We start from the raw sequence: 22,370 nt of genomic DNA, 5'->3' as shown, positions 1-22,370 counted from the left end.
TCATACCCAGAAGATGACTTTTGTCAGAATTAAAATGTCACAGAAAAACTACCAATTACTGTTAATGGTGCGCCCGGTTCTATAGCAACTCTACCAAAGTTTGCTCCTAGATAATGTTTTTCGTTAAAGAGATTTTGGATATTAATCCCCGCACGCCAATTATCACGTTTATAGTAGATTGCTGCGTCTGTTCTCAGATAACCAGGGATGATATAGGTATTACTTGTGTCACCTTGGCGATCGCCTACATAAAACAACCCTAAACCAAAACCTAAACCTTGCAAACTACCACGCTGTAATTCGTAAGTTGTCCACAAACTAGCTGTATTAGATGGGACGTTAGCTGGACGATTTCCCTGCAAACCGTCATTATCTTTGGTAATCTCGGCATCAATATGGGAATAAGATGCTATCACATTCCAACCAGGACTAATTTCTCCAGCCACATTGAGTTCAATACCTTGGTTACGTTGTTCACCTACAGCATTGAAAAAGTCTGGGTTATCAATATCAGTTGTGGCAATATTTGATTTTGTAATGTGATAAGCTGCCAAGGTAGCTGCTAATCTGCCATCCAAAAATTCACCTTTTACTCCCACCTCATACTGAGTTCCTCGTTCAGCTTCTAAAATTGAACCATCTGGTCTTCTACCAAAATTTGGTTGAAATGATTTGCTGTAACTAGCATAAAGAGAAATAGGTTCAATAGGTTGATAAACAATACCCAATCTGGGAGTGAAAGCGGAATCATAGCGACCAGATTCAGAACCATTCCGTAAATTTATACTGCTTTGATCAACAGTATCAAACCTTCCACCAATAAGCAATTTTAAATTATCTGCAAACGCTATTTGGTTTTGCAAGAAAATTCCTAGACCATCGCTAGTATCTTGGTTATTACGCACAACGTTAGTTAATGCGTCTAAACCAGGTCTGGGTACGGCGTTGTAAACTGGATTGAATACATCAATACTGGGTGTAATTCCTCCTGGCGCTCGGCTTTGAGTTCCTCCTGATGTGAATCTAGCTAAGTCAACACCAAACAAAAGAGTATGATTAATCGAGCCTGTAGCAAACTTACCAACTACATCAGTTTGTAAAGTATAACTTTCGCTATAGTCATCATTGGATCTAAAGTTCCGTGTGAGAATGCCTGTTGTTTCATTTAATCTCACAGGTTCAGCACGATAATCAAAACTATCTGAACTTTGATATCGGAAAGCATTACGGATTTTCCAATTATCGTTAAAGTTATGCTCTAAACGATAGCTCAAACCTATTTCTTCAACTTTGCTAACATCATCTGGTTCACCAAAAAAACGCTCTAGAGGAGTATCAATAATACCCTCACCAAAGGCTAAGAATCCCCGATCAAATGGACGCTCATCGTTGAGATAGTCAAATTGAAACGTTAAGTTAGTTGCTTTGCCAATTTCCCATTTTAAAGAGGGTGAAATAAAGAATCTTTGAACATCTTGATCAAAATCACGGAAACCATCGGAAGTTTCGTAAACAGAATTGAGCCTATAGAGCAGAGTTTTATCAGAATTTAGTGGACCAGAGATATCAATACTAGGGCGAAATGTGGAGAAACTACCCACTGACAATTCAGCATTATAGTAGGGATCTCTGAGAGGCTGCTTTGTAATTAAATTAATTACTCCTCCTGGTTCAACACCACCATATAAAATTGAAGCTGGACCTTTGAGAACTTCTATCCGTTCAACGTTGGCGGTTTCTCTGATACCACCTCGTCCATCTTTGAAACCATCAGTTAAAATACTTCCACCAAAAGTACCACCACCAAAAAATCCCCGAATGCCAATTTGGTCTACTGTACCACCAAACCCACCATCTTGAACCACACCACCAATATTCAGCAGCGCATCTCTTAAACGAGTAACTTTTTGATCTTTGATCACTTCTTCAGGAACTACTTGAATAGTCTGAGGAATATCTCGGATCAGAGTATCAGTTCTCGTTCCAGTCGAAGCATTGGGTACACGGTATCTATCTTGCTCACCTGTTACCACCAGTTCAATAGGTGGTTCATTTTGTGCAGGTGGTTGTTCTGGCTGGGTTTCGCTACTAGGTTGCTGTTCTGGTTGTGGTGGGGTTGTTGGTGTCTGTGGTGTTTGAGTAATAGTTACAGTTGGTACAACCCCGAAAACTAAACCCTCGTCACCATCAAACAATTCGACTTGCGGCGCACCACTTTCACCAGTTACCGTTACCCGAATTGTGTTTGCATCCAAATTTCTAACTGTAACTTCAGTAATTCCCGCAGTCGGTTTTTCCTGGCGGAATATATCACCACTAGCTAAACGTAACTGAGCATTGGGAATGTCAACAATATAGCTATTTCCCTGACTCTGATTTGTCAATTGCAGTTGATCTGATTGATTGGTTTCTAAAATTATCTCTATACCTTTGTCTGTAGCTTGCGATTTCACACCTGTTATCTGAACAAGAGATTGAGCAAGCCATTGCTGAATACTGGTAGCAGGTTTTTCTACTTCACTTAGTTGGGGAATTTTAGATATTGGTTTTTGGCTATCTTTGGCTAATACAGGTGGGTTAACCAGTACCAAAGCCAATCCTGTCATCCAAGCTAGTTTCTGTAATTGATTTGACATCACTCTACTCACACGCAAATAAGGGATTGGGTTTGGGAGTTACGTATTGAGAAACACTATTACTTACTGAGTAGTATCCAATTTCTCCAACCCAAGTACCCTGGATGTTGTTAATTAAGAATTCCTATCAAGTAGCTTACAGGAAAGCTCTTGGGTATGGGTGAGTGATTTGAACGCTAGACGGAATTTTTTGAACGCTAGGCGGAATTTTCCCTTGTTCTAGTTATTGCATCAGGTTATTATTACTTTTAAATCCTAGAATGACAGCATCAATTTTCCATCCTTAATGTTTTTATCCTATCAATTCATCAACTGTTATACCTAACTGTGAATTAGCAGTCAAAAATTCTTTGGGATTGATGCCAAATTTTTTTCTAAAAGCAGTAGCAAAGTAACTGCGGCTAGAAAAACCAACGCTACGGGCTGCTTTAGAAATACTTATCTCTCCTGCTGCTAACAGTTTCCGTGCCTGTTCTAATCTATGATGATGTAAATAGCCAAATACAGTCGTCCCAAACACCAGACGAAAACCACGTTTGAGAGTACAGTCATTTAAGCCTACTTGTCTTGCTAATTCCATTAAAGAAGGAGGATTGTCTAAATTATTTAATAAAATTTCTTTGGCATAGTGAATACGTTCCACATCATCAGGCTTGAGGGAAAAAGTGTTATGTTTACCTTGACGTGCTGCGATATCTTCTTCAACTAGCAATACCATTAGTTCCAAAACTTTACTTTCTAAGTACATCCGTTTCATCATTCCCTGATATGGACAATTTAAAATTTGCTTTAATGCTACTTCCATTGCTGGCGTATTAGCACTAGAACGAGAATAATATTCTTGATGGGGTTTTCTGACTAAGTGAGTTAATTCTTGGGGTAGCTGATTTTCTTGTTTACCCATAAAAAAGTAAAATAGTTCCGGTTCTATGTGAACATTGATTTCAATTATTTTTCCTGATTTCAATGATTTAAATTTCTGTTTTGGTGCTAGTCCACTTCCCCATAATGTGTTTTGTCCACTACTCCCGCTAAAATTTTTATTTTGTTGATATCCTGTCAGATTAAAGCTGTATTCTAAAGGATGTTGTCGCTCAGGATTTTTTAGAACTAAATCATCATGTAATTGGTATTCTGAAATTGCTAAATCTAAACCATCCCGTAATTCTATTGTTCCCCAAAATCCTGTACCTAACTTTTGTGGGAATGGACAAAGAGTATCAAATATATTCCAGGATTCTCTTAACGTGGAGGTAAGCATCGACGCACTTGCTTCTGTTTTCGGTATATCTACAAATAATTCCCAAAATTCTGTTTGCGAAATGGTAATTGTCATAACTATGAACAAGATATGTGAGTCAGCTCTCAATACAAAGCTAGTGTGAGCAGTATTTCTGATGAAACACAGCAAATAACAGCTTATTGAGAGTTATTAGCATTAGACTAACTAGAATAGCCTGTTTTTATACCGATATTTTGTTGTTAACAATACAAAAGTTTTGCATATTTTACTTAATGAGTGGAAGAGAAGGATATTAAAATGCAATCAAGAGGCATAATTAAGCGTAAAATCCGGTAATTAGCTGAAAAATATTCTTTATTGCCATCTATTTAATTTTTGTATCAGATTTCAGAATACAGCTTGCTGATAGCTAAAATTTTATGAAAATCGGACTACAACAATATTGGAACTTACTTGTAGACTACCTAAAACCACAAAAGAGCAGGGTTGTCAAATTTGCGATCGCCCTTTTGGCTAGCATCGGGTTACAAATCCTCAACCCCCAAATTCTGCGTTATTTCATTGACACTGCTGTTGCTGGTGGCGATGACCTATGGTCGGTCGGAGGCGATCGCCAAAAATTATTTTTAGCGGCCTTGTTATTTATTGCTGTAGCCTTAATCACCCAAGCAATGTCAATTACCGCCACATTCTACGGTGAAAACGTCGCATGGACAGCCACTAATGCTTTACGTGCGGATTTAGTAGAGCATTGTTTAAGACTAGATTTATCCTTTCACAAATACCGCACACCCGGTGAATTAGTAGAACGCATAGACGGTGATGTGCAGAATTTATCAGAATTTTTCTCGAAATTCACTATTCGCATCTTGGGCAATTTGCTCATGATGCTGGGTGTGATAGTGGTGCTATTCTACGAAGATTGGCGAGCCGGTTTAGCTATTTCCTTATTTGCCCTCACCGCCTTATCTACTCTGATTAAGTTGCGTAGCATAGCTGTATTCCATTGGAGAGGCTATCGCCAATATAGTGCAGAGTTCTTTGGCTTCTTAGGTGAACAGCTAACAGGAATAGAAGACATCCGCGCCAATGGAGCGAAAAACTATGTCATGCACCGCTTCTATACAATCATTCGCAACTGGCTGCCTATATTTCATCAAGCCCGCTTTGCCGATACAATTCTCTGGGTTACAACCAACGGTATATTTACTTTGGGTAGTGTAGTTGCTCTCATAGTTGGTGCTTATTTATGGAGTCAACAGGCAATCACCATCGGTACAGTTTACCTACTTTATTATTACACCAATATTCTGAGCGAACCGATTAAACAAATTCGCAACCAATTTGAAGACCTCCAGCAAGCAGATGCGAGTATTTACCGCATCAAAGACTTATTGCAAGTTCAATCTCAATTGCGTACAAGCGGCGAAAAATCAATTCCCCCAGGCGCGTTTTCTGTAGTTTGTGAGAATGTCTCATTTAGCTACCATGACCGAGGACTAGAGTCTCAGGATTTGGTGCTGCAAGATATATCTTTTAATTTACCTGCGGGTCAGGTATTGGGTTTACTGGGACGTACTGGAAGCGGTAAAACTACTTTGGCGCGATTACTGTTGAGATTTTATGACCCACAATCAGGTTCAATTCGTTTGGGAGGTGTACCTGTTAACCAAACTCCATTGACGGAATTACCTGGAAAAGTCGGATTAGTAACTCAAGATGTGCAACTTTTTCAAACTACAGTGCGTAATAATCTCACCTTTTTCAATCAACACATTAGTGATACTCGCATTTATGAAACACTAGAAATGTTGGGATTGTCAGAATGGTTGCACTCTTTACCCAACGGCTTAGATACAAATTTAGGGCCAGATAGTAGCGGCTTGTCTGCGGGACAGGCGCAGTTATTAGCATTTACGCGTGTGTTTCTCAAAGACCCTGGTTTAGTCATTTTAGACGAAGCATCTTCACGCCTTGACCCGATAACAGAAAAACTCATTGAAAAAGCTATAGATAAATTATTGATGGGGCGTACAGGCATTATTATTGCCCATCGTTTAGCAACCGTAGAAAGAGCAAATCAAATCTTGATCTTAGAAAAAGGTAGAGTAAATGAATACGGTCAAAGAGAAGAACTAGCAAACAATCCTAATTCACGTTTTGCCCAATTATTACAAGCTGGTTTAACAGATTTATTAGTTTAAGGACAGGACTGGGGATTGGGGAGTGGGTATTAAAAATAAATTATGCCTAATTTTCCTGAAATCGTCTACCTTCCCCTTCCAAATCCCTAATCCCCAATACCCGATACCCAATACCTCATATTATGATGTCATCAACAAAAAAACTTCCAGGTTGGCAATTATTATGGAGATTGATTTGCTATAAACCAAAACTCTACTTCATTGATACTTGCTTCTGGATTTTTATTATGGGCTTGCCTGCCCTACCTGGGTTAATTATCAGGGAATTTTTTAATAGTCTCACAGGTAAAGCTGCATTTGGTTTGTCACCTTGGGCATTTATTGCTGCTTTATTAGCTTTAAATTTAGGTCATATTGCGGTGATATTTATAGGACGAATTACCAAAACTCAGCACCGTTTTACCATGAGGTCTTTACTGAGAAGAAATTTATTAGAACGTCTCTTAAATAATCCTCATGCTCAAATTATTGTGGCTAACGGTGAAACTGACAAGACTGTATCGCAAGGTGAAGTAATCAGCTATTTTCGAGATGATGCCGAACACATTGAAGATAATGTGGCATGGGTATCAGAAATATTTGGGGAGGGACTATTTGCTTTCCTGTCTTTAGCAATTTTATTAAGTGTCAATGTACCTATGACACTATTTGTTTTTCTCCCCTTAGTGGGGATGGTAATTATTATCCAAAAAACAGAAACCCGCATCAAACATTATCGTAAGGCTAGCCGTCAAGCAACTCAACAAGTAACAGGAATTTTAGGGGAAATATTTAGTTCTGTACAAGCAATTAAAGTAGCTGGTGCAGAACCAGATATACTCAATTATTTTCGTACCTTGAATGAAAAGCGTCGCCAGATGATGGTTAAAGATAGCCTATTAAACGCCATTCTCAATTCACTATTTCAAAATATGGTGAATTTCGGCACAGGTTTGATTTTGGTCATGGCTTCTTTTTTGATGCAAAGCGGCGTAAATCAGTTAACAGTGGGTGACTTTGCTTTGTTTGTCTATAACCTGTCATTTGTCACAGGCTTTTTTAGCTCTGTAGGTGGCTTTATGGCATTGTATAAACAAACTGAAGTAGCTTTTGAACGCATGGCTGCTTTAATTTCTGGTGCATCAGCCAAGACTTTGGTAGCTCCAAATCAACTTTATCTGCCAGACTTGGGTAGAAGTCAAAAAACCTTACCTCGATTAGAACAACCTGTAGAGAATCAGGAGGAGCATTTACAATCATTAAGACTCTCAAATTTAACTTATATTTATCCGGGAACTACTCAAGGAATCGTAGATATTAACTTAGAAATACAGCGTGGTAGTTTGACTGTAATTACTGGACGCATCGGTGCTGGGAAAACTACATTGCTACGGGTGTTGTTAGGATTATTACCCAAGCAAGGAGGGGAAATTTACTGGAATGGACGGATAATTGAAGACCCTGCTAATTTTTTTGTACCACCTCGCAGTGCTTATACTCCACAAATTCCCCAGCTTTTTAGCTATTCCTTACGAGAAAATATTTTACTGGGATTGTCCAAAGATGATGCTGATATTCAAACAGCGTTAAAAATGGCTGTGTTTGAGCAAGATTTAGCAGCCATGAGTGAGAAACTAGAAACTTTAGTGGGTACAAAAGGTGTACGGCTTTCTGGTGGACAGATGCAACGGGTAGCGGCGGCGCGAATGTTTGTCCGTCAGCCAGAATTCCTGGTATTTGATGACCTGTCTAGCGCGTTAGATGTGGAAACAGAATTGACATTATGGGCGCGGATCTTTGCTAATGGAACTGAACAAGGAGAAAATCCTTGGACACCAACTTGTCTGGTGGTGTCTCATCGCCGTTCTGTGTTACGTCGCGCTGATCAGATTATAGTCATGAAAGCTGGTAGGGTTGTTGCACAAGGAAAGTTTGAGGAAATTTTAGCTGATGAGCAAGCTGATTGGATTTTTTAGATTGTTATAGTTAGTTTTTCTCGGACTGACGCACCCTAGATTTTGAGCGGAGTAATGGCATGAGCCAGGCGATCGCCAATGGAAAGATGAGGTAAGGTTGCCCAAAATTTGTTGGAGGTAGAAAAATCTTAGGAGATGGCAACAAATTAGTGACTGGTTTGAGTAAATTAGTCAGGACTTACGCAAGTGTCACATTACAGATGTCTTGTAGGGTGCGTCAGACTGTTTAAATACTGTCAATAAAAGTATTTTTGATATCTGACGCACCCTACTAATATGCCAGTTGCGTAAGTCCTGTTAGTTTTTTGTTCGTAGTAAGGACTTTAGTCCTCACTACAATCACTTGTATCTAACCAGCAATCTCCTTGAAAGCTTGCAGTAATTCCTGTACTTCCTCCACAGAATTGTAATGGACTAAACCAATTCTTAAGAAACCACCATCGGCTTCAACCCCCAGTCTTTGCGTCAATTCGAGGGCGTAAAAATTACCGTGCCAAGTGAAGATACCGCGATCGCCTAACATTTGCGCTATACTTTCAGGACTATGATTCTCTAATCTGAGGGCTACTGTGGGTGTACGCCAGTTAAACCGACTTGTATCGCTGATACCGTATAACTTTAAGCCGGGAATTTCTAACAGTCCCGAAATTAGTTTATGGCTGAGTTCTCTTTCATATTGCTGAATGGCTGACATAGCAGCAACTAAAGCCGCCCTCCGACTATGATATGCTCTGGCGATCGCATCTGGATTTTCTGATGTCAAAAATCGGGGACATTGGAAATGTTCTAAACCTGCTTTGTCAGCATCCATCAACGCTGTCACTAACTCATTATCGATGGTTGGTGATACATGACAGCCTAATTTTGTCAAGTAATTAATTGCCGCTACCACACCCGCCAACCCTTCATGATTGAGAGTTCCCGTTTCCCAACGACTTGGTACTTCATCGCTGGCGGGTTTGACTTTATAGGGTTGCAGATTTTCCAGATGTTGCCGTTTAGCGTATAGTATACCGACGTGTGGCGCAAAAAACTTGTAAGCCGAACAAGCGAGAAAGTCGCAATCTAAAGCATGAACATTGATTGGTGCGTGGGGTGCATAATGCACAGCATCCACAAACACCCAAGCACCGACAGCATGAGCCAGACTGACTACACTAGCGACATCGTTGATTGTTCCCACAGCATTGGAAGCATAACTGACTGCCACTAGCTTGGTGCGGGAATTAATCTGCTGTGCTAAATCACTCATGTCTAAGGTGCAGTCTTCAACATGAATATCTACAACTCGAATAATTGCACCTTGTGCTTCTAAGGCGTACCAAGGGGAAACATTGGCAGAATGATCTAGTCGCGTCACAATAATCTCATCCCCTGGTTGGATGTGACGGGCGATCGCTCGGCTTAAACTAAAAGTTAAGCTGGTCATATTTGCGCCAAATACCACCTCATCACTATCACAGCCTAAAAAATCGGCGATCGCACTTCTGGCAGCCCCAATTACCGCATCAGTGCGCCTACTCGTAGCAAACGCACCATGAGCATTAGCATTCGACCTCACTAAATAGTCACTGATAGCATCTAACACTGCACCTGGTACTTGTGTTCCACCAGGGCCATCAAAAAATATAGCAGGTTGACCGTTAACTTTTTGCGTCAAGGCTGGAAATTGAGCGCGTATCCATTTTAAATCTAAAGGCTGCATAATCAACTCCTCGGTTGATAGTGAACCGATACCTGAAGCTTAAATCTTGTTTATCAATACGCATTTTTTGATATCACAATTATAGCCAAATAGCTCTAGCTGTCCTGAGTATGAGGAGGTGCATTGTTGTAACTGGGTTGAGTGTGACAAAATAGAGATTGAGAAGATGAGGGTGTGAAAGATAACACCCAAATAGCAACAAGCATGGTGTTAGAAGTTCTGCTACGAAACCGACGCAAAATTCGCGCCGTGGGTTTTGATGATGCGCCCTTTACTCGCGCCGCAGGTAAACCTGTGAGTGTGGCAGGGGTTATCTGTGCAGATACTCGGTTTGAGGGCATGGTTTGGGGAGAAATAGAACCTGATGGTTGGGATGCTACAGAAACTCTGTCTCAGCTTTTAATCGGCGGCAAATTTTTAGCTCATCTGCACGTGGTATTATTAGATGGGATTTCTCTTGGTGGTTTTAATATTGTTGATTTGCCGTTGTTAGCGGCAAAGTTAGAGCGTCCCTGTATTGCTGTGATGCGAAAGCAACCTAATCTTAATGCGATGATATATGCTATGCAGCGACTACCACACCCAGAAAAACGTCTGGAAGTTGTGCGTCGTGCTGGTACTGTGCATGAATATCCACCTTTTTATTTTCAAGTTTGTGGTGCTGATGCGGCAATAGCGGCGCAGGTTTTAGAACAACTCACTGACTGTGGGCATGTACCGGAAGCTTTGCGTCTGGCGCATTTGATAGGTTCGGCGGTGGTGAAGGGGGAGAGTGGGAGACAAGCTTGAGGGGGAGATTTTTTAACGCGGAGGGGCGCGGAGGTTTACGCAAAGGGGCGCGGAGGTTTGGGTTGGGCAACTTGGGTGAGGATGTTTATTGGGGTTTGTTGTTTGAGGAGTTGCATTTCTGTTTGGTTTTTGACTAGCATTGCACCAGCAAAGCCTAGGGAGTTGATGGATATGGTTTGAAATTTTTCTTGCGATCGCGGTACAATTAGCATCCATTCTCTTGTGGCTAGTAGGTTATAAGCTCCTGCTTGTCTTTCACTATCAATAGCACCTAAACCTACAGTACGCAGTAAGTTATGATAGGTTTCTAAGGTGGTTTTGGCTGCTGTGTATGGTGACTCTATCCACGCTGGATTTAATTTAGCAAAGGCGTGTTGATATGGTAGTCTGGGTATGGTGAATATCCCGTCCTCAAATTTAGCTTCGGCTAAAAGCGGTTCTATGGGTATGTTTGTTCCTGAAGGTGTTAAAGGTAGGGGTACTAATTGCAAGTGTTTATGTTTTTGGCTTGCACCTGCGGTTTTACCAGCGTTGTAGAATACTAAACCGTCTATTCCCGCTAAACACGCCCACATCGCTGTAAAGTCTGCTAGAGTTAGTAAGCTTTCCTGTTCTTCAAAGGCACGGGTGATAATTAATAGATGGTAATCTACTACGTTGAATTTATTCAAGATACATACATGAGTATCTGAGATATCCGCCACAAATAAATCTTGTTCGTAGGGCAGAAACGGATTAAACTCTTTACCAGATGCAGTTGTTTGTTTGTCTTGTTGTTTCTTCGCTGCGTCTTTACGAACTAGGTTAGATAAAATCCGCACTAAGAATTTAACACCATCCTGTTCGACAAACTCAAACTCTGTCGGTATCGATAGCAGCGCACCACATTCTAAAGCATATTTAGTCTGGTTTTTTACCCTCTCCCATAATGTGCTGGGTTGCAGTAATATCTGAGCGTCTGACATGGTTAACTACGTTTCCACCCTACTCACCAGATTTTAAGGCAAATGTTGCAAAATCTCACAACACCTAGACAAGTTCAGGCGATCGCTTGCAGCTAGAAAGAGTAAACATTTACCTCCTGCGTCCTGGCTGTTGGCTTCTGCCTTCTGCTATACTGTTCATAATCTGCTCTACTCGCTGTAAATTAGCAGTCTCCTGCTTTTGCGAATAGATTTTGATAGCCTGGGCAAAAGCTTGTTGTGCTTCTGGTATTTTGTTTAAAGCCAAGAAGGAATTCCCCTTGACTTCATAAGCTGCCCCATGGTTAGGCTCTCTGAGAATTACGCGATCGCTATCTTTAATCGCATCCTCGTATTTTTGTCGCGCTAACCGTGCTACACTACGTTGATAATAAGCTTCTATATAGTTGTTATCTATATCTATAGCTCGATCAAAATCTTTCGTAGCATCTCTATGTTCACCTATCGCCGCACGAGCTAGTCCCCGATGATAAAATGCTAACGCCCAACCTTCTGAATGATCAATGGTTTTATCATAGTCTTGAATCGCTCCTTGATAATCTTTTTGAGCAAAGCGGGCTAAACCTCGGTTATAATAAGCTTCAGCAAATCTCGGATTAATTCTAATTGCTTGGGAAGCATCCGCAATTACTCCCGCATAGTCTTGCTGAATGCGGCGAATTGTCGCTCTCCCATTGTAAGCTTCTGCGTCGTTAGGCTGAAGCCGAATGGCTTGCTCAAAATCAGCTAACGCAGTTTGATATTCTTGTTGAGCAATGCGAGTTAGTCCCCGACTGGTGTATGCTTGACTATAATTGGGGTCAATTTCCAAAGCTTTTTTGTAATCTACTAAGGCAGCTTGATAGTCTTTGAGTTGACTATAAGCTAAACCGCGATTAGTGTAAGCTGCGGCACTATTAGAGTTGATTTTTATAGCTTGATTATAATAGGCGATCGCATTTCTATAATCTCGTTTCTTGTAGCGATTATCTCCCCATCTAGTATAGTCACTCGCATCAGCTTGGACGTTATCAGGTAATCGCTCTACATCTAGGTTAGCACCTCTAAGGTCAGCATTTTCTAAATTGGCACCACTCAGTCTCGTCCCTACCAATTCCGCACCTCTTAAGTTAGCATATCGCAGGTTAGCATAACTCAAGTCAGCATTCTGCAATTGAGCATTAGCCAGGTTCGCATCCCGCAGATTAGCATAACTCAATTTAGCATTTCTCAGTTCCACACCTCGCAAGTCAAAACCCTGCAAGTTTGCTCCACTCAGGTTAACACCACTGAGAGTCACACCACGAAAGTTAACAAATCTCAGGTTAACATCACTCAAATTTACACCGTTGAGATTCACACCTGTGAGGTTAACATTATCCAGTCTCGCACCCCGGAGATTAGCAGAACTTAAGATTACACCACTCAGGTTAACATCACTCAAGTTAGCATTACTTAAGTCAGCACTGCTTAAATTAGCATTTCTCAAGTCTGCACCAGTGAAGTCAGCACCGCTTAAGTCAGCATTGCTGAGATTTGCATTAGCTAAGTCAGTACGAAATAATCTAGCACGAAACAGTTTCGCTCCCCTTAAATCAGTGTTTCTCAAGTCTGCACCACTTAAGTCTGCACCTTCCAAGTTAGCTTGATTCAAATTAGCTTGATAAAGGTCAGCACTAACCAAATTTTTCCGGCTTAAGTTGGCTCGGCTTAAATTACATCTAGCACATTTATTCGTATCAAGCAATTGTTTAATCTGTTCTGGTCTTTGCGCGTAAACCGGAACGTCCGAAAATATTGGTGTCAATAAAGTCATAGCCGCAAAAACGGCTGAAAGTCCTATTTGCTTGCTGTTCAACAATTTCATCTTTGATTGCATCCGTAACATTCTGCCAAAATGCTGTCTCAATCTACAGATTTACTCTATAGTTTTACGGATACACATCTAGTATTTTTTGTTCCTGCTGGTTAAATACTTAATAGGGGGTAGGGGTTTAGCAATGCTAAACCCCTACAGGGAGTAGGGTTGCTAACTATTATAAACCCATAACCCTGATTTTTCAAGTGATTAAGTTTTTCTATTCCTAAAACTGATATTGTTCGCTTTTAGAACATACTCATGATTGTAATAATGCTCGCGCTCGTCAACATGATTAAAACGCCCATTGCCATAGATACGCCCAGTTGATTTGGTTTAGAGCTATTCATTTTCGGGAAATTCCTGAATCGCAGATGATTATTCTCAACATAGCAATCACCGTACAAATATCTATCAAATTAGGGCAAAACTTAAAATAAAGTAAATTTTCTTCGTAAACAGTGCAGTGTTTGCTAAGAATTTCTCAAAAAATCACAATAAACGCAATGAATCCCGTCTCAACAAGAATCGTGGATGTGACAAAATCATCTTTGTATTGTCCTTGGCGATCGCTATCCTAATAAGTACAGTCAGATACCATATCCCAAGCAAATCATGCTGAAAATCCTCCACCTTTCGGACATCCATCTGGGAAGCGGTTTTTCCCACGGCAGAATTAACCCAGTCACCGGTGTCAACACGCGCCTAGAGGATTTTGTTCAGGCTTTATCTTTGTGTATTGACCGGGCAGTGACGGATGCAGTAGACTTAGTGTTATTCGGTGGGGATGCTTTCCCGAATGCTACGCCACCGCCTTATGTACAGGAAGCTTTCGCTAGTCAATTCCGGCGGTTAGTCGATGCGAATATCCCCACAGTGTTGTTAGTGGGAAATCATGACCAACATTCCCAAGGACAAGGAGGCGCGAGTTTAAACATTTACCGCACTCTAGGAGTACCAGGTGTTGTAGTTGGTGATAAGTTAATGACTCATCATATCACCACCCCTAACGGTAAAGTACAAGTAATTACTTTACCTTGGTTGACACGTTCCATGCTGATGACTCGTCAAGAAACAGACAGTTTATCTTTGGCAGAAGTCAACCAATTATTAACGCAGCGTTTGCAAGTTGCTTTAGAGGGGGAAATTCGCCGCCTTGCTCCTGAGATACCGACTGTGTTATTAGCTCACTTAATGGCTGATAATGCAACTTTAGGGGCGGAACGGTTTTTGGCAGTGGGTAAAGGTTTTACTCTCCCTTTATCTTTGCTGACTCGTCCTTGTTTTGATTATGTGGCATTAGGACACGTTCACCGACATCAGAATTTGCATAAATCTAATAACCCGCCAGTCATTTATCCAGGGAGTATTGAACGGGTAGATTTTAGTGAAGAAAAAGAAGATAAAGGTTATGTCATGGTAGAACTGGAACGGGGGAGTGCAGAATGGGAATTTTGTCCTTTACCGGTGCGGACTTTCCGCACCATCGAAGTAGATGTATCGAAAGCAGAAGATCCTCAAGGTAGTTTAATTAAGGCGATCGCTCAACATGACTTGCAAGATGCGGTAGTGCGGCTAATTTACAAACTCCGTTCTGAACAAATCGATTTGATTGATAACACTGCCCTACATTCTACCCTAAGTTCTGCCCATGTTTACACCATTCAAGCCGAATTAGTCAGTCAGCTAGCTCGTCCTAGGATTCCAGAGTTGAGTGCTAGTAGTAGTATAGACCCGATGACAGCACTTAAAACTTACTTACAAAATCGTGAAGACCTCAAAGATATCGCAGAATCAATGCTAGTAGCAGCCGAAAAATTACTTGTTGATGATGGGGTTAGTAGCTAGTTAATGATTTGCTAACTATATTAGTCATGAGTTTTGTTGCCTGTGCTGCCTCCGCTTTTGAATAGATAACCTTTGTTGTCAGGCATGCAAAGTAGTATAATGTGGTGTTCGACTACTTTAAACAGTAAAATGCTTGACATCCTGTGAACCTGATTGCCAAACTTACCGAGTCAGTTTGTCAGTTTCTTTACTTCAGATATAATAAATATCTAGTTAATGGGAATACTAACCTCGTGTAGATGCACCCGTAGCGGTTGTTTGCCGATAAGCAAAAAAAAATTGCCTCAAGAGGTATGTATAAATGACTAAGGATCATCCTACCCCTATCATCCCCGGATATCAAATTCAAGAGCAACTGTATGCAGGTTGCAAAACCTTAGTCTATCGAGCTATCCGAGAGCAAGACTCTTTACCAGTAGTCATCAAACTCCTAACTTCTGAATATCCCAACTGCAACGAATTATTACAATTTCGCAACCAATACACGATTAGCAAAAATCTGGAGATTTCCGGTATCATTCATCCCTTATCCCTAGAAACCTATGGTAATAGCTATATCTTGGTGATGGAAGATACAGGGGGGATTTCCTTAAGAGAATATATCACCACCACTACGCTTTCCCTGAGTGAATTTTTAGCGATCGCCATCCAATTATCGCAAATTCTCCACGACTTACACCAAAATCGTGTCATTCACAAAGACATCAAACCCGCGAACATCCTAATTCATCCCCAAACTCAGCAAGTTAAACTGATTGACTTTAGTATCGCTTCCCTACTGCCCAAGGAAACCCAAGAAATCAAAAACCCTAATGTCTTAGAAGGAACCTTGGCTTATATTTCCCCGGAGCAAACTGGTAGGATGAACCGAGGAATAGACTACCGCAGTGATTTTTATGCGTTGGGTGTAACGTTTTATGAACTATTGACAGGAGAGTTACCATTTATCTCGGAAGATCCGATGGAGTTGGTACATTGTCATATTGCTAAACAACCAGATAAATTCAAAATTACCCAAGCTAAAATCAACGGCAGTCGGGGTTATAACTTCTCTGGCAATTCCAGATTCACAAATCCACCAGATAGGATTCCCCAGGTGGTGGCGGAGATAGTGCTGAAATTAATCGCCAAAAATGCCGAAGACCGTTATCAAAGTGCTTTGGGGTTAAAATTTGATTTAGAGAAATGCCTAGCTGAATTCACAGCTACTGGTAAAGTAGAAGATTTTGCCATTGCTCAACGGGATATATGCGATCGCTTTCTGATTCCCGAAAAACTCTATGGGCGGGAAAAAGAAGTAAAAACCTTGCTCAAAGCTTTTGAACGTGCCGCCCTTGGTACATCGGAAATCATGCTAGTGGCGGGATTTTCCGGGATTGGTAAAACGGCGGTAATCAATGAGGTTCACAAACCGATTACCCGTCAGTATGGGTATTTCATTAAAGGCAAGTTTGACCAATTCAATCGTAACATTCCCTTATCTGCCTTTGTGCAAGCAATGCGCGATTTCATGGCACAATTGCTGTCAGATTCAGACGCGCTACTTCAGGAATGGCGAAGCAAAATCCTTGCCGCTTTGGGAGAGAATGGGCAGATACTGATTGAGGTAATTCCTGAACTAGAAAAAATTATCGGTAAACAACCCCCTGCGCCGGAATTATCGGGGATAGCCGCCCAGAATCGGTTTAATGCCTTGTTGCAAAAGTTTATTGCTGTTTTTACCACGAAAGAACATCCGTTAGTGATATTTCTGGATGATTTGCAATGGGCAGATTTAGCTTCTCTGCAATTGATGAAACTGCTGATGGCAGAGAAAAGTTATCTGTTGCTGTTGGGAGCTTATCGGGATAATGAAGTTTCGCCGGTACATCCGTTGATGTTGACTGTGGAGGCACTCAAACAAGCGGGAGTAACAATTAATAGTATAACTTTAACTGCCCTCAGCTTCTCTGATGTGAATCAGTTAGTTGCTGATACCTTGAATTGTACCACTGAGCGATCGCACCCCTTAACAGAGTTAATTATCCGCAAAACTCAAGGTAATCCTTTTTTTATCAGCCAGTTTCTTCAGGCATTATACCACAATGGGCAAATTACTTTTAATCCACAGCCAGGATATTGGGAATGTGATTTAGCTCAAATCAATGCCTTGTCTCTCACCGATGATGTTGTCGAATTTATGGCGCAGCAGTTACAAAAACTGCCCAAAGCCACCCAGGATATATTGACATTAGCCGCTTGTATTGGCAACTCGTTTGATTTAAGCACCTTGGCAATTATTTCCGAACAGTCTCCAGCCGAGGTAGCAGAAGCACTGTGGAAAGCACTGCAAGAAGGGTTAGTAGTTCCCCAGAATCAAGTTTATAAATTTTATCTGGGACAAGAGGCGCAGAATCATCAGATGATTACTGAAAATGTCGCCTATCGGTTTCTACATGATCGCGTCCAACAAGCAGCCTATTTCTTAATTCCATTAGAATATAAGCAGCAAACCCATCTCAAAATCGGGCAACTGCTACGGCGGCATACTTCCCCCGTAGATTTAGAATCACAAATCTTTGATATTGTCAACCAATTAAATTATGCTGTAGAACTGATTACCCAGCCCAGGGAAAGAGAAGAATTAGCGCAGTTGAATTTATTAGCCGGGAAGAAAGCTAAACTAGCTACTGCTTATGATTCTGCTTATGGTTACTTTCAGCAAGGCATTGATTTACTCAGTGGCGACTGTTGGCAGAGTCAATATGCCCTCGCCTTAGATTTATATGGAGGTGCGGCGGAGGCAGCTTGCCTCAAAACTGATTTTGAGACGATGAAAAACTTGTGTGATGATATCCTGACGGTGGTGACGGATATTAACGACCAAGTGCAGATTTATGAATTATTGATATTGTACCATCATACGCAATCACAGTTTCGGCAAGCAGTGACCTTAGCGGTACAAACCTTAAATCGTCTCGGTGAAAGTTTTCCAGAAACACCTCAGACTGAAGATTTTGTCAAAGCACTGCAAACCACCCGCAAGTTAGTGCAGCAGGTAGGCTTAGAGAATCTCACACAACTGCCACCCATGCAAGATAGACATAAACTAGCGGCTATGAAAATTTTACGCTGGTCTTGTCCGCCTGCCTATTTTGCCGCACCGGAAATGTTGGGGTTACTGATTTGCCGACTGGTAGATGTGACATTGAAATATGGCTACTCACCGTTAACACCCTTTGCCTTTGGGATTTTTAGTGTTTTACTCAACGGTGGCGTAGGGGATATTGAAACAGGTAAACAGTTTGGGGAATTAGCGATCGCCTTAGAACAGCAGCAGCCTAACTTACAGTATCGCGCCGTAACGTATAATGCAGTATACGCCCTGTCACGCCATTTTTATCAACCAGTCAGGGAAAACCTAGAACCCTTGATTGATGGTTATCAAAGCTTTGCTCAAAATGGCGACGCTGAAAGCTGTGCTTACTGCTTAATCAATGCTTACTTTTGTGCAGTGCTATCAGGGCAGAATCTCCAAGATATTAACCGCCAGTTTGAGAAATATATTCAACAGGTGATGGGGTTAAAACAAGAACAAGTCATCCACCAATTACATATTTGGATGCAGGTTGTGGATAACTTAGTTGAGCCTGGGAAGAACTCAGCACTGCTCAAAGGCAGATTTTTTGATATTGAAGTCAAGCTACCCCAGCTTTATCATAGCAGTAATTATAATACTATTAACTATGCTCATACGGCTCAGACAATGCTGGCGTATCTGTTAGGTGAGCATGAACAAGCCCTAGCAAACGCCTCAGCCACAGAACCACATTTGGGAGCTAGCACAGGCAAGTTTTTCGTGGCAGCGCATAACTTTTATTATTCCCTGAGTCTCACAGCTTTATATTCCCAGACTGCCCCCGCACTTCAGAGGGAATATCTCGAAAAATTGCAGAGTAACCAAGAGAAAATGAGACAATGGGCAAAGCATTGTCCAGAAAACTTTTTACATCGCAGTTTATTAGTAGAAGCCGAGATTTGTCGGATTCAAGGTAATAGCTTCACAGCGATTGATTTATATGATCGCGCCATTGCTCAAGCCAAAGAAAACAAATATATTCAAGAAGCAGCCCTAGCCAACGAACTCGCCGCGAAATTTTACTTAGCTTGGGGGAAAGAAAAAGTAGCTGCCGGCTATATGCAGGAAGCTTACTACTGCTATGCCCGTTGGGGTGCGAAAGCGAAAACGAATCATTTAGAATATTGCCACCCTCATTTACTGCGCCCCATACTCCAGCAAACAACACCAACCCTCAACCCCCTGGAAACCTTAGCCACCCTAATTACGCCAAATCTCTCGATTCACACCGTAACAGCTATCTCCAATTCTTCTAACACTAGCATCAATACCGTGTTAGATTTTGCTGCCGTCTTGAAAGCTTCGCAAGCGATTTCCAGCACCATTCAACTAAATGAACTACTGCACCAATTAACACAAATTATTTTGCAACATTCTGGGGGCGATCGCTGCGCCTTAATTTTGCCGAATAGCGATGGAGACTGGTTGCTGCGAGTCAACGCCACACCAGAAACTACCACACTTTGCTCAGAACCACTAGCGGATAATCCCCAGATTCCCGTTAAACTAATTCAATATGTCAAACACACTCAAGAAGTAGTAGTGATTGATGATGTTCAAACAGATTTACCCGTATTGGGCTATTATCTCAATTTACATCGTCCCTTGAGTGTGCTTTGCTTACCGATACTCAATCAAGGCAATTTGATTGGATTGTTATATGTAGAGAATCGCTCAACCAATGGTGTGTTTACAAGTCCACGCTTGCTAATTCTGAACTTTCTTTGTACCCAAGCGGCGATTTCCTTAGAAAATGCGCGACTGTATCAGCAAGCCCAAGCCTATGCTCAACAATTAGAACAGTCGCAACTTCAGATAGTGCAGAACGAAAAAATGGCATCTCTGGGTAACTTAGTCGCCGGAGTAGCCCATGAAATCAATAACCCGATTGGATTCCTCAACGGCAGTATCAACAACGCTCAAGAATACATCGAGGATGTAATTGCACATCTAGAACTGTATCAACAACATTATCCCCAACCAGCCGCACCAATTCAAGAACACGCCGCAGAAATCGACTTAGAATTTTTGATGGCAGACTTACCCAAACTCATCGATTCCATGAGGGGAGCAACTAACCGCATCAAATCGATTAGTACAAGTTTGCGGACATTTTCCCGTGCTGACACCGATCACAAAGTGACTGCTAACCTACACGAAGGTATTGACAGTACCCTCCTAATTTTAAAATATCGCCTCAAAGGCAACGAACACCGACCCGCCATCAACATTAAAACAGAATACGGACAAATCCCACAAATTCAATGCTTTCCTGGTCAATTAAACCAAGTATTTATGAACATTTTAGCCAATGCCATAGATATGTTTGACGAGATGGCACAAACGCGGACATTTGCCGAACTGCAAACCCACCCCCAAAAAATCCATATTCGCACAGAAGCGATCGCCAATCAAGTATATATCCGTATTCGAGACAACGGTAAAGGCATCAGTGAAGAAATCAAACCCAAAATCTTTGACCATTTATTTACAACCAAAGGAGTAGGTAAAGGTACGGGATTAGGACTAGCGATCGCCCGGCAAATCATCACCGAAAAACATGGCGGCACCATCGAAGTGAATACAATTGTCGGAGAAGGAACAGAATTTATGATTGCCATTCCCATCAAAGCGTAAAAGTTACATATTTGACTTTAAAATACCTATGCTAAAAAAACTACCAATCGCCTTAGTTGCAGCTACCCTATTAGTAGTAGGGATAGATTATCCCCAAACCACAATAGCCGGAACTTGTGCCTCCAAATGTGGCCCGCGTCCCCTGCAATTCACCCCTGGGCAAAAAATTCGAGTAGAATTAACTAACAACACCAAGAACGTCATAGAAATAGAAAAAATCCGAGATACCAAAGCCATCCCCTTAAACCCAGGAGACAAAATACAACTAGAATATGGAGACGGCACAGAACCGAACATTTCCTTAATATTTTGGGATAAAACAGGCGCAGCCTTGCGAGCCGAAATTGCCAAACCAAACTTTGGCACACTAAGCATAAACCTTCACCCCAGTGGAAAATATCCAGGCGATCGCGCCCTCTACATCCGCAACGACGGCCGAGTTAATATACTCTAAAACCTCCGCGCGACGGCAGTCGCTACAACGGGGGGAACCCCCGCAACGCGCTGCCTCCCCTCCGCGTTACCTCCGCGCCCCTCCGCGTTTAAAAAAACACCTCAAAGTGCTACATAGACACCACCCAGAAAACACCCAAACCCAGACAACCCTACCCAACCAACGCTGGCAAATTCACCCCCAAAAACCAGAACTTGCCAAACAGCTAGCATTGGCAACCAACATCTCACCAATTGTCAGCCAATTACTAATCAACCGCCAAATAGAAACCATAGAACAAGCACAAGCCTTTTTAAACCCCGAAACCATCAACTTACCCTCACCCTTAGCAGAATTCCCCCATTTGCAGCTAAGTGTAGAATTACTGCAACAGACAATTATCAACCAAAGTAAAATAGCAATCTGCGGTGATTACGATGCCGATGGCATGACAAGCACCGCTTTACTGTGGCGTAGTCTCCGCAGCTTAGGCGCACGAGTAGATTACGCCATACCCAGCCGAATGCACGAAGGCTATGGTATCAATAACCGAATTGTCGAAGAATTTCACAGCGAAGGTGTCAGCTTAATTCTGACAGTAGACAATGGTATTTCTGCCTATGAACCCATCGCCAGAGCCAGAGAACTAGGCTTAAAAGTAATTGTCACCGATCACCACGACATCCCGCCACAATTACCCCCAGCCAACGCCATCCTCAACCCCAAACTCATCGCCGAAACTTCGCCCTACAGAGGGGTTGCAGGTGTAGGTGTAGCGTATATCTTAGCAGTGTGTCTAGCGCAGCAACTAGGCAATACTCAAGGCTTAATTCAGCCAATGTTAGCACTATTCACCCTAGGAACGATAGCAGATTTAGCCCCCTTAACAGGTGTCAATCGTCGCTGGGTAAAACGCGGGTTAAAACTGTTACCAAAATCCCAAGTCCCAGGAATTCAAGCCTTAATTCAAGTCGCAGGAGTG

General features: G+C 41.8%; 12 protein-coding genes. 7 read left to right on the top strand and 5 right to left on the bottom strand.

Going from position 1 to position 22,370, the window contains the following annotated elements:
* Nucleotides 1–29: 29 nt before the first annotated feature.
* Nucleotides 30–2,636: a TonB-dependent siderophore receptor gene (locus AACS98_RS19175; RefSeq protein ID WP_066382784.1), complete on the bottom strand. Its 2,607-nt coding sequence runs from the start codon at nt 2,634–2,636 to the stop codon at nt 30–32.
* Between the two features lie 292 nt (nt 2,637–2,928).
* Nucleotides 2,929–3,972 carry a helix-turn-helix transcriptional regulator gene (locus tag AACS98_RS19170; protein WP_066382782.1) on the bottom strand — a complete coding sequence of 348 codons (1,044 nt, stop codon included), beginning with the start codon at nt 3,970–3,972 and terminating at the stop codon, nt 2,929–2,931.
* 326 nt (nt 3,973–4,298) lie between these two features.
* On the opposite strand from AACS98_RS19170, the gene AACS98_RS19165 reads away from it, so the two are divergent.
* The gene (locus tag AACS98_RS19165; protein WP_066382781.1) at nt 4,299–6,083 is read left to right on the top strand and encodes an ABC transporter ATP-binding protein; all 1,785 of its coding nucleotides are present in this window, start codon (nt 4,299–4,301) and stop codon (nt 6,081–6,083) included.
* 125 nt (nt 6,084–6,208) lie between these two features.
* A complete protein-coding gene (locus AACS98_RS19160) occupies nt 6,209–8,038 on the top strand; it encodes an ATP-binding cassette domain-containing protein (protein WP_066382780.1) in 1,830 nt (609 codons plus the stop codon).
* Between the two features lie 349 nt (nt 8,039–8,387).
* Here the strand turns inward: AACS98_RS19160 and AACS98_RS19155 are convergent, their stop codons facing one another.
* Entirely contained in the window at nt 8,388–9,743 is a 1,356-nt protein-coding gene (locus AACS98_RS19155) for a cysteine desulfurase-like protein (protein ID WP_066382775.1), read from the bottom strand.
* A gap of 174 nt (nt 9,744–9,917) precedes the next feature.
* On the opposite strand from AACS98_RS19155, the gene AACS98_RS19150 reads away from it, so the two are divergent.
* Nucleotides 9,918–10,532 carry an endonuclease dU gene (locus AACS98_RS19150; RefSeq protein ID WP_232317179.1) on the top strand — a complete coding sequence of 205 codons (615 nt, stop codon included), beginning with the start codon at nt 9,918–9,920 and terminating at the stop codon, nt 10,530–10,532.
* Nucleotides 10,533–10,567: 35 nt separating this feature from the next.
* Here AACS98_RS19150 and AACS98_RS19145 read toward each other — a convergent pair whose 3' ends face one another.
* Nucleotides 10,568–11,497, bottom strand: a complete 930-nt coding sequence (locus tag AACS98_RS19145) for an ATP adenylyltransferase family protein (protein WP_066382773.1) — start codon at nt 11,495–11,497, stop codon at nt 10,568–10,570.
* Nucleotides 11,498–11,606: 109 nt separating this feature from the next.
* Nucleotides 11,607–13,361, bottom strand: a complete 1,755-nt coding sequence (locus AACS98_RS19140; protein ID WP_066382771.1) for a pentapeptide repeat-containing protein — start codon at nt 13,359–13,361, stop codon at nt 11,607–11,609.
* A 606-nt stretch (nt 13,362–13,967) separates the two neighbouring features.
* Here AACS98_RS19140 and sbcD point away from each other — a divergent pair.
* The 4 genes from sbcD to AACS98_RS19120 all read left to right on the top strand — a co-directional run.
* A complete protein-coding gene (gene sbcD / locus AACS98_RS19135; protein ID WP_066382769.1) occupies nt 13,968–15,200 on the top strand; it encodes an exonuclease subunit SbcD in 1,233 nt (410 codons plus the stop codon).
* A gap of 301 nt (nt 15,201–15,501) precedes the next feature.
* Complete coding sequence (locus tag AACS98_RS19130) at nt 15,502–20,955, top strand: trifunctional serine/threonine-protein kinase/ATP-binding protein/sensor histidine kinase (protein WP_066382767.1); 5,454 nt, start codon at nt 15,502–15,504, stop codon at nt 20,953–20,955.
* Nucleotides 20,956–20,983: 28 nt separating this feature from the next.
* Entirely contained in the window at nt 20,984–21,409 is a 426-nt protein-coding gene (locus AACS98_RS19125) for a hypothetical protein (RefSeq protein WP_066382766.1), read from the top strand.
* A gap of 106 nt (nt 21,410–21,515) precedes the next feature.
* The coding region (locus AACS98_RS19120; protein ID WP_198161158.1) for a single-stranded-DNA-specific exonuclease RecJ at nt 21,516–22,370 on the top strand (855 nt) is incomplete at its 3' end.

The sequence above is a fragment of the Anabaena sp. CA = ATCC 33047 genome, assembly GCF_963870205.1.
Lineage (GTDB): Bacteria > Cyanobacteriota > Cyanobacteriia > Cyanobacteriales > Nostocaceae > Trichormus.
The sequence above is the reverse complement of the archived record's forward strand: the minus strand, read 5'-3'. Positions and strand labels throughout refer to the sequence as shown.